We start from the raw sequence: 15,089 nt of genomic DNA, 5'->3' as shown, positions 1-15,089 counted from the left end.
CTTTCTTCATTTTAAACGGAGCTTTCATGAAGCCGATTAAGAATCTGGCGCAATACTATGTCGACCTGTTGGTCAAACTGGGTATTGTGCGTTTCTCTATTCTTCTCGCTTTGGCACTGGTTGCCCTCGCCGTATTTGTTCAGGTTGGTATTACGCTCGCCTTACAGGGGATGGTTGATGATATCGACATAATCCGTTCCGTTTTCTTTGGTCTTCTGATTACACCTTGGGCGGTGTACTTCCTTTCTGTTGTCGTTGATCAGCTCGAAGAGTCCCGACAGCGCCTGTCCAAGCTGGTTTCAAAACTCAAAGACATGCGTTCACGAGATCAGGAGCTAAACCAGCAGCTTCAGGAGAACATTCTTCAGTTGAATCTGGAGATTGAAGAACGACAAAAAGTGGAAGTTGCCAGAGAGCAATTGCTGAGAGACATGGAAAGCGAGGTTTTTCAGAGAGAAAAAGCTCAGGTGGAACTGGCAGAAAGAACCGCACTTTTACGCTCATTCATCGATGCCTCTCCAGACTTGATTTACTACCGAAACGCCAAGGGTGAGTTTTCGGGTTGTAACCGCGCGATGGAAGATTTGACCGGTAAGCGAGAGCATGACCTGGTTGGGCTGACTCCGTGGGATGTTTACAGCAAAGAAGTGGCGCAACAGGTAGTGGAAACCGATGAGCAGGTCTTCTCGAACAACAACTCGCTGACTTACGAACAGTGGCTGGAATACCCAGATGGACGCAAAGCGTATTTCGAACTGCGTAAGGTGCCTTTCTACAGTAAAGAAGGGAAACACCTTGGTCTGGTAGGGTTTGGTCGTGACATTACTGAACGTAAGAAATATCAGGATGCACTGGAGAAAGCGAGTCAGGACAAAACGACGTTCATCTCGACCATCAGTCACGAACTGCGTACTCCTCTCAACGGCATTGTAGGTTTAAGCCGCATGTTACTCGACACCAAGCTGTCGCAGGAACAGCGCCAGTACATGCAGACCATCAATGTAAGCGCGGTGAGTTTGGGCAATATTTTCAATGACATCATTGATATGGATAAGTTTGATCGTCGCAAGCTCGAACTTTTCCCTAAACCACTCGATTTCACCGAGTTTGTTGCAGAGATCGAAAGTCTGTCGAGCCTGATGGCTGAGCAGAAAGGACTGCGGTTTGATTTAGAAAGACTGACCGAGCTGCCATCAGGAATTGATGTAGATGCCACCAGGCTTCGTCAGGTGCTCTGGAATTTGATCAGCAATGCGATGAAATTCACCAAAGAAGGTGGCGTTGTCATGAGTGTCAGTTCCGACATTGTTGATGACCATGCCGAGATCACCATTGAGATTGAAGATACGGGGATTGGGATTCCGGAAGCGGAGTTAGAGAAGATCTTCGCCATGTATTATCAGGTGAAATCGGGTAAAGACAATCTACATGCAGTAGGCACGGGTATCGGTCTGGCCGTTTCCCGTCAGTTAATCAACATGATGGGTGGTGACATCGAAGCAGCCAGTGAAGAAGGCTTTGGCAGTACATTTACCGTGACATTGAAAGCCCCATTGGTAGAGATCGACAGTGATGAATCCATCATTGATAGCCACATTAATCAGTCTCTGCGCATCTTTATGGTGGAAGACATCGAACTTAATATCACTGTTGCTCGCTCCTTGCTTGAGAGCCTGGGTCACAGTGTGGAAGTTGCGATGACAGGTGAAGAAGCCATCGCCAAATTTGAGCCGACACACTATGATCTTGTTCTGCTCGATATCCAGCTACCAGACATGACCGGATTTGATGTGGCGTCATCGTTCCGAGAGCACTACAAACACTTGCCGCCTTTGGTTGCCTTAACCGCCAATGTTCTAAAAGACAAAGCCGATTACCTTCGCAAAGGGATGGATGAAGTCATCAGTAAACCTTTGTCTGTAAAAGGAATTAAAAAAGCATTAGCTCTGTCCGATCTTCCTTCCGTGGTTGATGAAAAAGTGTGCAATGAAGAGCCGGAAGTTAGTCCATCTTCAGAAACTCAGCTCACCAGTCAGATTTTGGATTTAGAGATGTTAGAATCCTACGTCGGTATCGTCGGTACACAACCTGTCCTTGAGAGCATTAAGCTGTTTGAAAGCATGATGCCGGGATACATGGAAGTGTTGGACTCCAATATGATGGCAAAAGATCAAGACGGCATCGTATCTGAAGCTCATAAGATCAAAGGGGCTGCTGGGTCGATTGGACTCAAACATATTCAGAGTGTGGCTCAGAAAGCACAATCACCAGAACTTGCTGCCTGGTGGGAAAACATCCATGACTGGGTTGAAGAAATCCGGGGTGGCTATAAACACGATATCGATATTCTTAAAGCGTGGTTAGAAAACGAAAAAGGAAAACAACAATGAAAAAGCTGGCTTTAGTGGCGGTGTTAGCTGTGGCTGGGTGCGCTCAACATCAAGATTCTAACGCAGTGCCGTGGGAAAAGACGACGGCACAAGAGACAGTTGCCGGTACAACGGTTCGTATGACGGTGAACTTGTGGCTGAATAAAATGCCAGGTATAGAGGGTGAACAGGGGCACATGTTACATGGCGCTTTGTATCTGGATGGTCGTGATGACTTACCTGCTCACTTGGATGCTAAGGCATTGATCATCAAGCAAGGAGACATGTCTCAATGGGTTGAGCTTGAGGCAATTGATGTAAGAAACCACAGTGAAAACCGCTGGGAGGTGGCATTCAGTACGGATATGCCATTGGATGAAGCTGAAAAGGTGGACGTTGGTTTACAGCTTACTGATTCGGAAAAAAACTACTGGCTGACTCAGGAAGCAGTAAAAGTAGATAGCGTTTACTAGACCTTAAAGATCCTAGAGGTTTTCGAAAAAACAAAAAAAGCCGATGCAGATGCATCGGCTTTTGAATATCTGGAATCGTATTATTCTTCCAGGTCACCACAGAAGCGGTAGCCTTCACCATGAATAGTCGCGATGATTTCTGGCGTGTCTGCCACAGACTCAAAGTGCTTACGAATACGACGAATAGTTACGTCAACAGTACGATCGTGTGGTTTTAGCTCACGACCTGTCATCTTCTTAAGAAGGTCAGCACGGGTTTGGATTTTGCCTGGGTTTTCACAGAAGTGAAGCAGTGCACGGAATTCAGAGCGCGGAAGCTTGTAGCTGTCACCAGCCGGGCTCACTAGCGAGCGGCTGTTGATGTCGAGTTCCCAACCGTTAAATTCGTATTTCTCAACGCTGCGTTTTTCTTCCTGTACAGCTCCGTTGGTCATCGAGCGGTTCAGAAGGTTACGAGCACGGATGGTTAATTCACGAGGGTTAAATGGCTTGGTGATGTAATCATCTGCACCAATTTCCAGACCAAGGATCTTATCAACTTCGTTGTCACGACCTGTCAGGAACATCAGGGCAACGTTAGCTTGCTCGCGAAGTTCACGTGCTAGCAACAGACCATTTTTACCCGGTAGGTTGATGTCCATGATAACCAAGTTCACTTGGTTTTCGGCAAGTACACGATGCATTTCTTCACCATCACTTGCTTCATAGACAGCATATCCCTCTGCTTCGAAAATGCTTTTCAGCGTATTGCGGGTTACTTGCTCATCTTCAACGATGAGAATCTGCGGGGTTTGCATTGGCGGTACCTAAATTGTAACTAAAACTGTGCTAATAGAATAAATTCTAGGCAGAAAAATAACATACAGGTAAAGTGTTTTTGATAATAAACGATACTACGCAAAAAAACACCACCTTCACGCGGTACGCCGTCCTTGGAAGTCTGATTTTAAGAAGACCAAATCCTATGTCATGCTTGCTTTCTGCCGATTGTTGAACTGGATTTTATATTGTTAACAGCTTGCTAACAACGCCCAAATACCAATTCCATTCACTTTGTTGATTTATATCAATAGAAGAAAACTAACAAGAATAGATAGTAAATGTATATAAAAAGTTGAATTTTTTATGCAGATTGATAGCTCCCTCATACAAGCGTATTTGGCAACATATTTTTACACTGATAAGCCGATCGCATTTCATCAGTTTTGTGTAATAACTGCCTGTAATCCAAGAAGTAAAAAGGTTTCGGATTTCGACAACAATTTAAGAAATAAGCAGTTGGAAGCCGACCTTACAGAGCATGTTCACCAGCCAGTATTGGCCGGAGATGAAACAAAGCAGTGGTGTGAAGAAAGCTACATTGTAGAAATATCACTACAAAAAGCGATAGAGCTAGCCAAACGCTATGAGCAGAATGCCATCTACTACATCGAGGATGGAGAGCTGTTTCTGGTTTTTGTGAGCGGAGAACAAATGAGTGCCGGTACGTTTAGCGAAAAAGTGAGATTCGTTCGCTAACACCATGAAATATATAGGGCAATGGATATAACCTAATCGAATGTGAGCTTGCTCTCTATCTCACGCTATATCAAAGCGGTGCAGGTAGTTGGGTATATAGTTAAAGAAGCAACATAATCTCAAGGAGGAACCATGAAAGACTTACTGCCTGATCTTTGTGATCAGTACGAAGACCAACTGACCTTACTGGATCTGCCATTGCAGAACTTTGGTCAAAGAGGCGCGTTCTGGGGCGAAATTGTCACGGTTCGTTGCTATCACGATAACTCTAAGGTTAAAGAAGCCTTGAATGAGAACGGCAAAGGAAAAGTGCTGGTCGTGGACGGAAATGGGTCAAGTGAACGTGCACTTATGGGCGATCAAGTTGCTCTCACTGCAATAAACAATCAGTGGGAAGGGGTCGTGATTTGGGGAGCGGTGCGTGATGTTGGCGCCATGTCAGAAATGGACTTAGGAGTAAAAGCACTGACAACCTGCCCATTCAAAACGGAAAAACGAGACATCGGTGAAATCGATGTTGGTCTGACTATTCAGGGGCAAATGATACAACCAGGTGATTACCTGTATTCTGATTGGAATGGCATCGTTATTTCGAAGAAAGAATTGAAAGTAACTTAAGATCATCAGACCGCAGAAAGCGGAAATACCGAGGTTGGTTTAGAAGCGAAATCCTAAACCAACTTCCACCCCACCTTTTTGAATTTCTTCATAATCTAATGTGGCATGCAAGTCGAGGTTTTCAGACAGTTTTAATCGGCTGGATACTTCGGCAGAGATAAGCTTTTGCTGAGGGTTTAGGCTGTCTTGCTCGTAAGGCTTAGTTGCACGAACGCTACTGTTCACCGAGAAAGATTCACTGAACTTGTAGTTCACACCACTTAAAAAGCCGTTGTAGCGTGGGGATTCAGAGTTGGTGATACTGGCACCCACATAAACATCGACAGAATCAAACAGGTTATAGGAATAGCCACTGTCTATCTGCCAGCTATCAAACTGTGTATTAGGCTGTGCCTGGCTTGAGATAAACCAATTGTGCGAGGATGGCTTTTCAGGCGTTAAACTTGGTAGGTCTTCTGCTTGAGAAATAGCAGGCATTGCAAGCAGGCTCAAAATGAGAAGTGGTTTCTTCATATCTGCCTCCTTGCTGAATAATCTACTTAGTGAATATAGCTTATCTGATGTGTACCCACGATCTTTTTTTAGAGATTGATCGCGCTTTGGGATCATACTCACTCAATCACTGCATTTTGTCAAAGAATGACGATTTTCTGACGTATGCACAATTTCAATGATTTCGTATGGCTATTGAAGAACAAGGCTTGATAATTTATTGATTGATATATGAATTAAGGCTCATCGTTCTATTTAAACTTGCATAAAATACCGAGGGAAAGGTAAAAAAAATAATCTTTTCATTGACTCAGACGAGGAAAATCGGTAAACGTAAAGTTAAGCAAACACACGTACACAGTAAGATAAAAAATTATTCATGCTTAATCACCGCACAACAGTAACCACCACCATTATTATTACCGACATTATAACTGTTGGGGCGGGCTGTTAAGCGAAAGAAATTTCAAGAAAAGGCCTGTATCCCACAAGATACAGGCCTTTTTTTATGCAGGTTTAAAATATACCGGAGGAAGGGATGCGAGTTTTAAAGTTTGGTGGATCGTCGTTGGCAGATGCTGATCGCTTTTTAAGAGCGGCAGACATCATTGCTAATAACGCGAAGCAAGAGCAGGTGGCAGTGGTGCTGTCTGCCCCAGGAAAAACCACCAACAAATTGGTGTCAGTTATTGAAGGTGCACTCAGAAATGGCGAAGCGGATCTGCAAATCGCGGAGCTGGAGTCTTCTCTTCAATCGCTGTTTGACGAAGTACAGAAGCAAGTACCGAATTTGGAAAGCGCGGGTTTCAACAATCAGTTGAAGACCTCTCTGAGTCAGCTTCGTCAGTTTGTACATGGCATCAATCTTTTGGGTATGTGCCCAAATAATGTTAATGCCCGCATCATCAGTAAAGGTGAGCGCATTTCCATTCAGCTAATGAAAGCTGTACTGGAAGCAAAAGGTCATCCTTCTTTCCTAATAGACCCAGTTGAATACCTTGTTGCTAAAGGCGACCACCTTGAAGCTATGGTCGATGTTGATGTCTCAACCAATAACTTCCGTGCTAACCCTCTTCCTGAAGATCATGTTTACATCATGCCTGGCTTTACAGCTGGAAATGAGAAAGGTGAACTGGTAACCCTTGGTCGTAACGGCTCCGATTACTCTGCGGCAGTTCTGGCAGCGTGCTTGCGCGCAGAATGTTGTGAAATCTGGACAGACGTAGACGGTGTATACAACTGTGACCCTCGCTTGGTTGACGATGCAAGGCTGCTTAAATCTCTGAGCTACCAAGAAGCGATGGAGCTGTCTTACTTCGGCGCTTCCGTTCTTCACCCAAAAACCATTGCACCTATCGCGCAGTTCCATATTCCGTGTCTGATCAAAAACAGCTTTAACCCACAAGGTGCGGGTACGTTGATTGGTCAGGATACAGGTGAAGATAACCTAGCGATCAAAGGTATCACGACCCTGAACAAACTGACCATGGTAAACGTGTCAGGTCCTGGCATGAAAGGCATGGTGGGCATGGCGAGCCGCGTGTTTGGCGCGATGTCATCTGCAGGCGTTTCTATTGTTCTTATCACCCAGTCTTCTTCTGAGTACAGCATCAGTTTCTGCATCGAACAGGCGGATAAAGCTAAAGCTGAACAGGTACTTAGTGATGCATTCGAACTTGAGCTCAAAGATGGCTTGCTAGAGCCAGTTGAGTTTATGAATGATGTAGCTATCGTTACTCTGGTTGGTGATGGTATGCGTACCTCTCGCGGTGTTGCGTCTCGCTTCTTCGCATCATTAGCGGAAGTGAACGTTAACGTAGTGGCTATCGCACAGGGTTCTTCTGAACGTGCCATTTCTGCAGTGATTCCTGAAGATAAAGTGTCTGAAGCCATCAAAGCGTGTCACGAAAACCTCTTTAACTCTAAGCACTTCCTTGATGTATTTGTGGTAGGTGTTGGTGGAGTCGGTGGTGAGCTGGTGGATCAGATCCAGCGTCAGCAAGCAAAACTGGCAGACAAAGGCATCGTAATACGGGTTTGTGGGTTAGCAAACAGCAAAGGCTTGCTGCTAGATAGCAAAGGTCTGCCGCTTGACCACTGGCGTGATCGAATGACTCACGCGTCGGAAGAGTTCAGCCTTGCCAGTCTGATTGCACTTGTACAGCGTAACCACATCATCAACCCGGTGCTGGTGGATTGTACGTCTAGCGAAAACATCGCTAATCAATATGCCGACTTCCTTGCAGCAGGTTTCCACGTTGTTACGCCAAACAAAAAGGCCAACACAGCAAGCATGGCGTACTACCACCAACTTCGCGATGTGGCGCGTGCGTCTCGCCGCAAGCTGATGTACGAAACGACGGTAGGTGCAGGTCTTCCGGTTATCGAGAACCTACAAAACCTAATCTCTGCGGGTGATGAGCTAGAGAAATTCAACGGTATTCTTTCTGGTTCACTGTCTTACATCTTCGGCAAATTGGACGAAGGCATGACTTTGAGTCAGGCAACTAACATTGCAAAAGACAACGGTTTTACTGAGCCAGACCCACGTGACGACCTTTCGGGTATGGACGTGGCACGCAAACTTCTGATCCTTGCTCGTGAATCTGGTTTAGAACTTGAGCTGGACGACGTCGTTGTAGAAGCGGCTCTGCCTCCGGGTTTTGATGACAGCGGAAGTGTGGAAGAGTTTATGGCTCGTCTGCCAGAAGCGGATGCGCATTTCAGTGAGTTGTCTAAGAAAGCGGCAGAAGAAGGGAAAGTGCTTCGCTATGTCGGTGAAATTCTGGACGGAAAGTGCAAAGTGAGCATTGCGGCAGTGGATGAAAACGATCCAATGTTCAAGATTAAAGATGGCGAAAATGCCCTGGCATTCTACAGCCGTTACTACCAGCCAATTCCATTGGTGCTGCGCGGATACGGCGCGGGTACAGAAGTAACCGCTGCAGGTGTCTTCGCGGATGTGATGCGTACGTTAGGCTGGAAATTAGGAGTATAAAAATGAGTGTAGTGGTTTATGCTCCTGCCTCTATCGGCAACGTGAGTGTTGGCTTCGATGTGCTGGGGGCAGCCGTGTCCCCGGTTGATGGTACCTTGCTTGGGGATCGCGTCCTTGTGAAAGAGGGCAGCGAAGCATTTACGTTGGATACAGCTGGAGATTTTGTCAGCAAACTGCCAACGAATCCGAAAGAAAACATTGTTTATGATTGCTGGCGTGTGTTTGCACGCGAGCTGGATAAAAAGAACGTCGAACTGAAGCCTGTGCACATGGTTCTGGAAAAGAACATGCCGATTGGCTCTGGTCTTGGATCCAGTGCATGTTCTATTGTGGCCGCGTTGGACGCTTTAAACCAATTCCATGAAAACCCTCTGAATGAAACAGAGCTGCTGGCTCTGATGGGGGAAATGGAAGGACAGATTTCTGGCGGTGTCCATTATGACAACGTTGCACCTTGTTACTTGGGCGGTGTTCAGTTGATGCTGGAAGAGCTTGGTATTATTTCACAGGAAGTGCCTTGCTTCGACGACTGGTACTGGGTGATGGCGTATCCGGGAATTAAGGTATCCACTGCTGAAGCGCGTGAGATTTTACCATCGCAATACCGCCGTCAAGACATAATCGCGCACGGTCGTCATCTGGCAGGCTTCATTCATGCCTGTCATTCCAATCAACCGGAATTGGCAGCCAAGATGATCAAAGACGTGATCGCAGAACCATATCGTGAGAAACTGCTTCCTGGCTTCGCTGATGCTCGCAAATACGCTGCAACAGCAGGTGCGCTGGCAACTGGTATTTCAGGCAGTGGTCCGACGCTATTTAGTATTTGCAAAGAAAAAGATGTCGCTGAGCGAGTTGCTCGCTGGCTAGAACAGAATTACGTACAAAATGAGGAAGGGTTCGTTCACGTTTGCCGTTTAGACAAACAGGGTTCGACCGTAACAGGAAGTGAGCTATGAAGCTTTACAACATCAAAGAAAATGACGAACAAGTGTCCTTTGGCCAAGCCGTGCGCCAGGGACTAGGCCGTAATCAAGGTCTGTTTTTCCCTTCAGAATTGCCCAAGTTTGAAGATGTCGATGCACTACTTGCCGAAGATTTTGTCACGCGTAGTGGCAAGATCCTCTCTGCTTTTATTGGTGAAGAATTATCGCCAGAGCAAGTGAACCAACTTGTAGATGCCGCATTCCAGTTCCCTGCGCCAATCAAGCAAGTGAAAGATGGCGTTTATGCGCTGGAATTGTTCCATGGTCCAACGCTGGCATTTAAAGATTTTGGCGGTCGCTTTATGGCGCAATCTTTAGCTGCAGTGTCTGACGGCGGCAAAATCACAATCCTGACAGCAACATCTGGTGATACAGGTGCGGCAGTGGCACATGCTTTCTACGGTATGGAAAACATCAACGTTGTTATCCTATACCCGAAAGGCAAAATCAGCCCAATGCAGGAGAAACTGTTCTGTACTCTGGGCAAAAACATTCACACCGTAGCGATCAATGCCGACTTTGACGCCTGTCAGTCGTTGGTGAAGCTCGCGTTTGATGATGCAGCACTGCGTGAAGAGATCGGTCTTAACTCAGCAAACTCTATTAATATCAGCCGTTTGATGGCTCAAATCTGCTACTACTTTGAAGCAGCAGCTCAAATGAGCAAAGAAGAGCGCGAAAACCTGGTGGTGTCAGTACCAAGTGGTAACTTCGGTAACCTGACTGCAGGTTTGCTGGCAAAAGCGATTGGTTTACCCATCAAACGCTTTGTCGCGGCAACCAATGCTAATGACACTGTGCCACGCTACCTGGAAACGGGTAAGTGGGATCCAAAACCAACCGTGGCGACTACGTCGAATGCGATGGACGTCAGCCAGCCAAATAACTGGCCGCGAATCGAAGAGCTATGCCAGATTAAAGGCTGGGGGCTGGATACTTTAGGTAAGGGCGCAGTAACCGACGAGCAAAGTGCGGAATCGGTACGCAATCTGAATGGGCTGGGGTATCTGTGTGAACCACACGGTGCTATCGCTTACCGCGTTCTGGACGAGCAGCTTCAAGAAGGTGAAACTGGTCTGTTCCTGTGTACTGCTCACCCTGCGAAATTCAAAGAAGTGGTTGATGATATTCTGGAAACAGACATAGATGTTCCTGGTCCGCTTGCAAAACACGCGGCGATGGAGCTGTTGTCTGAAGAATTAGATAACAACTTCGATGCATTGAAAGCTGTACTTCGTCGAGTTCAGAAGTAAACGCTTTTCAGTACTCAAATAAAAAACAGCGCTCATTGAGCGCTGTTTTTTTATGTTCTTTTAACTGTCGGTCTTATAGAGACTCAGTAAATGTACGAGCAATAACGTCGCGTTGCTGCTCTTGAGTCAGAGAGTTGAAACGTACAGCGTAACCCGATACACGAATAGTCAACTGAGGGTAGTTTTCTGGGTTGTTTACTGCATCTTCCAGAGTTTCACGCTTAAGTACGTTAACGTTTAGATGCTGACCACCTTCAATACGAGGAGCGGTTTCGATCGCCACTTCGCGGCTTTCAAACTCGCCAAGATCAGAAGCTGGAACCACTTGATCTGCTTCATAACCCGCGCTTGCTGCTACACAACGAGCTTCGTTTTTCTCGCTGTCCAATAGCCAGATAGAGTTAAGTAGATCATCGTTTGCCGCTTTAGTAATTTGAATACCCTGGATCATTCCTGTCTCCTAGTCCACTTACGTGGTGATTAAAATTGGTGTAAATTTCGGTTTTTTGTCGAGCTAGGTATTATATAGCCAATAACCTCAATCATAATATTGATTTGCGTCAAAAAACAACCAAAATCCTTAATTTTTGGAAGGTAAATTTCTTGAGTTAAATCAATTAATCTTTATAAAACATAGTATTTACAATTTATTTTAAACTATCAAAAATATTTAAACGTTATTTTTGTTGTAATATTACTACAATTTATGTTGAAGATTTCACCAGAAACCTCTGTAACCCAGTTGCTCTGGTTGGTAAGGTGAAAGGCTTTCGATAACCAATTACAAGAGAAGCTATGAAGTACATTGGAGCACACGTTTCTGCTGCTGGCGGAGTCGATCAAGCGCCATTGCGGGCGCGTGAAATAGGAGCAAACGCTTTTGCACTCTTTACAAAGAATCAGCGTCAGTGGGTTGCAAAGCCACTGGAAGAGAAAACCATAAAGGCGTTTAAAGCGAACTGCGAAATGTTAGGGTACAGCGACGAACACATTCTGCCGCACGACTCTTACCTCATTAACTTAGGTGCACCAGAGCAGGAAAAATTAGAAAAGTCGAGAGCCGCATTTATTGATGAGATGGAGCGCTGTCAGCAGCTCGGAATCAAACTTTTGAACTTTCACCCAGGTAGCCACCTGAAAAAGATCTCTGAGCAGGAATGTCTGGCTAAAATCGCGGAGTCCATCAATATTGCTCACCAAGCAGTACCGAGTGTGGTTGCCGTTATCGAGAATACCGCAGGACAAGGCACCAACTTAGGCTGGCGCTTTGAACATCTGGCGGAAATCATTGAACAGGTAGATGACAAAGATCGTGTTGGGGTATGTATTGATACCTGCCACACATTTGCAGCCGGGTACGATTTAAGGACAGCAGAAGCCTGTGAAGAAACCTTCAAGGCGTTTGATGACATTGTTGGAATGCACTACCTACGTGCAATGCATCTGAATGATTCAAAAGTGGAATTAGGCAGAAGAGTCGACAGACATCATTCTTTGGGTAAAGGTGAGATTGGCTGGGATTGCTTTCAGTATATTGCTCAGGATAGCCGGTTTGACGGTATCCCATTGATCTTAGAGACAATTGAACCAGAAATCTGGAAAGACGAGATTCAGGCACTGCGATTATTCCACCAGAATACCGAAACGAGCTGAAAAAGTTGGCATTGATCTTTCATAGAAAATACTGAGATGAGAACAATCAGAATCAGTAACTCATATGTGAGGAGTGACTTATGAATAGTCAATTGCCAATGGGACGTGTACCCAAACCATTGCCTCTGCCTAACCGTCATCAACGCGGAACAGGACACTGGAGAACGCCTCAGCAGGGAAAACAACCTGCAAAATAGCCGGAATCCAGAAAGTACCTAAGTCAAACTGTAGCATAGGTATGGTCACCTCGCTGTACTTTTCGATAGAATATCAAGCTGATATCTAGGGTCTTTAGTCCCTAATCTTGAAAAGACAGCGAGGATACTATGAGCGAGTCACTGACTTGGCACGACGTAATTGGCGGAGAAAAAGAACAGCCTTATTTTGCCGACACTATGCAGTTTGTTCGTCAGGAACGTGCCAATGGCAAGGTGATTTATCCACCAGAGAGCGATGTCTTTAACGCTTTCCGATTTACCGAATTTCAAGATGTGAAAGTCGTATTGTTAGGGCAGGATCCTTACCATGGTCCGAATCAGGCGCATGGTCTTTGCTTTTCTGTCTTACCCGGTATTAAGCCGCCACCTTCATTAGTCAATATGTACAAAGAGCTGGCTCAGGATATTCAGGGTTTTGAAATCCCAAATCATGGTTACTTGAAAAGCTGGGCGGAGCAGGGCGTTCTTATGCTCAATACCGTACTCACGGTAGAGCAAGGGAAAGCGCATTCGCATTCAAAAACAGGTTGGGAAACGTTTACCGATCGCGTCATTGAAGCCGTCAATCAGCACCGAGAAGGTGTCGTATTCTTACTCTGGGGATCGCATGCCCAGAAAAAAGGCAAAATGATTGATAGAAATAAGCATCATGTTCTTGCTGCTCCCCATCCGTCTCCACTTTCCGCACACCGAGGCTTTTTTGGATGTGGGCACTTCTCTAAAACTAACGAGATTCTCCTAGGTCAAAGTCACAAACCGATAAACTGGCAACTAATTTCTGACTAAATTTTAATCAATATCAATGAAGGCTTCTTTTCTCGTTCCTAGACTGTATATACCCAAGTAACCGCAAGATGCAGAGTTCAGAGCTACATATTCTGTTTCAGTTCAAGGAAAAGAATGCAGCGGAATGACTGGTCCTTTCCAAATTCTTTGACGATGAAGTGGGACAGAATATGTGCTCCCAAGGGCGAGTTTAATTGGCTTTCATGCAGCGTTGCCGATTTTTGATTTAGAACCACTAGATCTTCAAATCGCCGTCTTGCCTGAAAACCAATTAATTCTCGCTGAATCTAGCATCTTGTGGTCACTTGGGTATAGAAAAAGAGGAAGGAAGCCATGATTATAGAAAGAATAAGGCGAGAACATGGTTATATGGTGCGTTTGTTGGCGATCCTAAATGGAAAACTGGAACAGCTGAAAAACGAAAAGCCCATTAACTACAGCCTAATCAAAGAGATCACCGATTACTTAGCGGATCACTCTCAAGCCGTTCATCACCCAAAAGAAGACATTCTGTATTTGCACTATGCCAAGCATTACGGTCAGCAACAGCAGATTGATGATTTAGAGCAAGAGCACGTAGCTCTGTCTGAAGTAACAGAAGCCTTTCAAAATACTGTTGAGATGATTCTGCACGATGCCGTTATCCCTCTCGATATGTTTGCGGATCAACTGGAAGACTTCATTTCCCGGCAGAAAAACCACCTGGAATTGGAAGAAAGGGAAGTCTTACCGCAAATCGCAAAGACATTTACGGCGGAGGACTGGAGAGTCGTCGAAAACCAGTGGCTTCACGATGATGAAGACCCGGTATTTGGTGATACGATTGCCGATCAATACCGTCAGCTTGCCGCCAGAGTCCGGCAAACCAAATATGAAGCAATCTAGGACCACGGCTTAGAGCCATGACCCTATTAGACAAAAACGAAAAAGGCACCGAAAGGTGCCTTTTAAGTTATAAATCGATGTCGTCTAAGTCGTACTCGTTACAAACATCCATCTCCATAAGTTCACGTTGCAAGCGTTGTCTGTCCTTAATCGCTTCTATTTCACGCCATTTCCTTTTAGCTGGCTTAGAGCGTGTAGAGCGTGTCTGCTGACCATCCATAGCCATGATATCTTCGAGTTGAAAGCCATCCATATGCGACCTCTCTTTTCTTGTTATAAAGACTCCTAATTGGAGACTTTTAAGTAACATAATTGGCTGCAGAATAACCTTGATGTGTTTCTCATTTGTTTCTCTTTTATGAAGGTTTTATGAGAAACCCTGCGTAAATTCACAATTTGCGCGCAATTTCAATGTACAAAAAACGCGCGATCAGCATCAAATAAAGCAAATTTCTGACATTTATTTATGTTAAAGAAGCGTCCTCGTTGGTCACAAGGGTGAATATGCGAGTCATAATTTGTTCGCGGCAAAAAAATATTGGTGGGTGATGAATGGTTGTTCATTGGTGAAATTACCGAAAAGCTCGCTACGCAAAGGGTTGCGCTATATTTGTGGCACGCAGAATTTGACCTTTAGTGGATACGTTTTTTTGTAAATAATTTTTAGGTGCTTTGTGTGGTTGTTGTGCGATATATGTTGTTTGTTGTGTTAATAGTTCGTGCAAATATAGTGAAAAATAACAAATAAATGAAATTAATTGCATATTGATTTTTGCGATGCAGGTCTGCATTATCCTCGCGGTCAAAATAATCACTCTGACATTCACATGACTAGATTCG

At 45.1% G+C, this 15,089-nt stretch carries 14 protein-coding genes and 1 other annotated feature; of the genes, 10 read left to right on the top strand and 4 right to left on the bottom strand.

The window, feature by feature from the left end:
• Window positions 1–26 precede the first annotated feature (26 nt).
• Window positions 27–2,390, top strand: coding sequence for an aerobic respiration two-component sensor histidine kinase ArcB (gene arcB / locus QMG91_RS15085; protein ID WP_281827464.1), 2,364 nt, complete (start codon window positions 27–29; stop codon window positions 2,388–2,390).
• A complete protein-coding gene (locus tag QMG91_RS15080; protein ID WP_022609822.1) occupies window positions 2,387–2,842 on the top strand; it encodes a hypothetical protein in 456 nt (151 codons plus the stop codon). Before arcB ends, QMG91_RS15080 begins: the two co-directional genes overlap by 4 nt.
• An 80-nt stretch (window positions 2,843–2,922) precedes the next feature.
• Here QMG91_RS15080 and arcA read toward each other — a convergent pair whose 3' ends face one another.
• Window positions 2,923–3,639, bottom strand: coding sequence for a two-component system response regulator ArcA (arcA, locus tag QMG91_RS15075; RefSeq protein WP_004397825.1), 717 nt, complete (start codon window positions 3,637–3,639; stop codon window positions 2,923–2,925).
• Window positions 3,640–3,967: 328 nt separating this feature from the next.
• Between arcA and QMG91_RS15070 the strand changes: the two genes are divergently transcribed.
• A complete protein-coding gene (locus QMG91_RS15070; protein ID WP_281827460.1) occupies window positions 3,968–4,360 on the top strand; it encodes a DUF3293 domain-containing protein in 393 nt (130 codons plus the stop codon).
• 132 nt (window positions 4,361–4,492) lie between these two features.
• Window positions 4,493–4,978, top strand: a complete 486-nt coding sequence (locus QMG91_RS15065) for a putative 4-hydroxy-4-methyl-2-oxoglutarate aldolase (RefSeq protein WP_004397829.1) — start codon at window positions 4,493–4,495, stop codon at window positions 4,976–4,978.
• Window positions 4,979–5,017: 39 nt separating this feature from the next.
• Here QMG91_RS15065 and QMG91_RS15060 read toward each other — a convergent pair whose 3' ends face one another.
• Window positions 5,018–5,491, bottom strand: a complete 474-nt coding sequence (locus QMG91_RS15060; RefSeq protein ID WP_004397831.1) for a hypothetical protein — start codon at window positions 5,489–5,491, stop codon at window positions 5,018–5,020.
• Between the two features lie 365 nt (window positions 5,492–5,856).
• Window positions 5,857–5,979, top strand: a sequence feature (Thr leader region).
• Between the two features lie 29 nt (window positions 5,980–6,008).
• Here QMG91_RS15060 and thrA point away from each other — a divergent pair.
• Genes thrA through thrC form a run of 3 tightly spaced genes read left to right on the top strand, consistent with a single transcriptional unit; the run spans window position 6,009 to window position 10,707 of the window.
• Window positions 6,009–8,468, top strand: coding sequence for a bifunctional aspartate kinase/homoserine dehydrogenase I (thrA, locus tag QMG91_RS15055; RefSeq protein ID WP_022593905.1), 2,460 nt, complete (start codon window positions 6,009–6,011; stop codon window positions 8,466–8,468).
• A 2-nt stretch (window positions 8,469–8,470) separates the two neighbouring features.
• Window positions 8,471–9,427: a homoserine kinase gene (thrB, locus tag QMG91_RS15050; RefSeq protein WP_022593907.1), complete on the top strand. Its 957-nt coding sequence runs from the start codon at window positions 8,471–8,473 to the stop codon at window positions 9,425–9,427.
• Window positions 9,424–10,707, top strand: a complete 1,284-nt coding sequence (thrC, locus tag QMG91_RS15045; protein ID WP_281827456.1) for a threonine synthase — start codon at window positions 9,424–9,426, stop codon at window positions 10,705–10,707. The genes thrB and thrC overlap by 4 nt, the downstream gene beginning before the upstream one ends.
• Window positions 10,708–10,780: 73 nt before the next feature.
• On the opposite strand, the gene grcA is transcribed toward thrC, so the two are convergent.
• On the bottom strand, window positions 10,781–11,158 hold the full coding sequence (grcA, locus tag QMG91_RS15040; protein ID WP_004397844.1) for an autonomous glycyl radical cofactor GrcA: 378 nt from the start codon (window positions 11,156–11,158) through the stop codon (window positions 10,781–10,783).
• A 344-nt stretch (window positions 11,159–11,502) separates the two neighbouring features.
• Here grcA and nfo point away from each other — a divergent pair, with 344 nt between their 5' ends.
• The 3 genes from nfo (at window position 11,503) to QMG91_RS15025 (ending at window position 14,249) form a co-directional block, all read left to right on the top strand.
• Complete coding sequence (gene nfo / locus QMG91_RS15035) at window positions 11,503–12,360, top strand: deoxyribonuclease IV (RefSeq protein WP_004397846.1); 858 nt, start codon at window positions 11,503–11,505, stop codon at window positions 12,358–12,360.
• 326 nt (window positions 12,361–12,686) lie between these two features.
• Window positions 12,687–13,364: a uracil-DNA glycosylase gene (gene ung, locus QMG91_RS15030; protein WP_281827452.1), complete on the top strand. Its 678-nt coding sequence runs from the start codon at window positions 12,687–12,689 to the stop codon at window positions 13,362–13,364.
• A gap of 333 nt (window positions 13,365–13,697) precedes the next feature.
• On the top strand, window positions 13,698–14,249 hold the full coding sequence (locus tag QMG91_RS15025) for a hemerythrin domain-containing protein (RefSeq protein ID WP_004397852.1): 552 nt from the start codon (window positions 13,698–13,700) through the stop codon (window positions 14,247–14,249).
• A 67-nt stretch (window positions 14,250–14,316) separates the two neighbouring features.
• Here QMG91_RS15025 and QMG91_RS15020 read toward each other — a convergent pair whose 3' ends face one another.
• A complete protein-coding gene (locus tag QMG91_RS15020) occupies window positions 14,317–14,502 on the bottom strand; it encodes a DUF3545 family protein (RefSeq protein ID WP_004397853.1) in 186 nt (61 codons plus the stop codon).
• Window positions 14,503–15,089 lie beyond the last annotated feature (587 nt).

The organism is Vibrio nigripulchritudo, assembly GCF_027924785.1.
GTDB classification, from domain to species: Bacteria; Pseudomonadota; Gammaproteobacteria; order Enterobacterales; family Vibrionaceae; genus Vibrio; species Vibrio nigripulchritudo.
The sequence above is the reverse complement of the archived record's forward strand: the minus strand, read 5'-3'. Positions and strand labels throughout refer to the sequence as shown.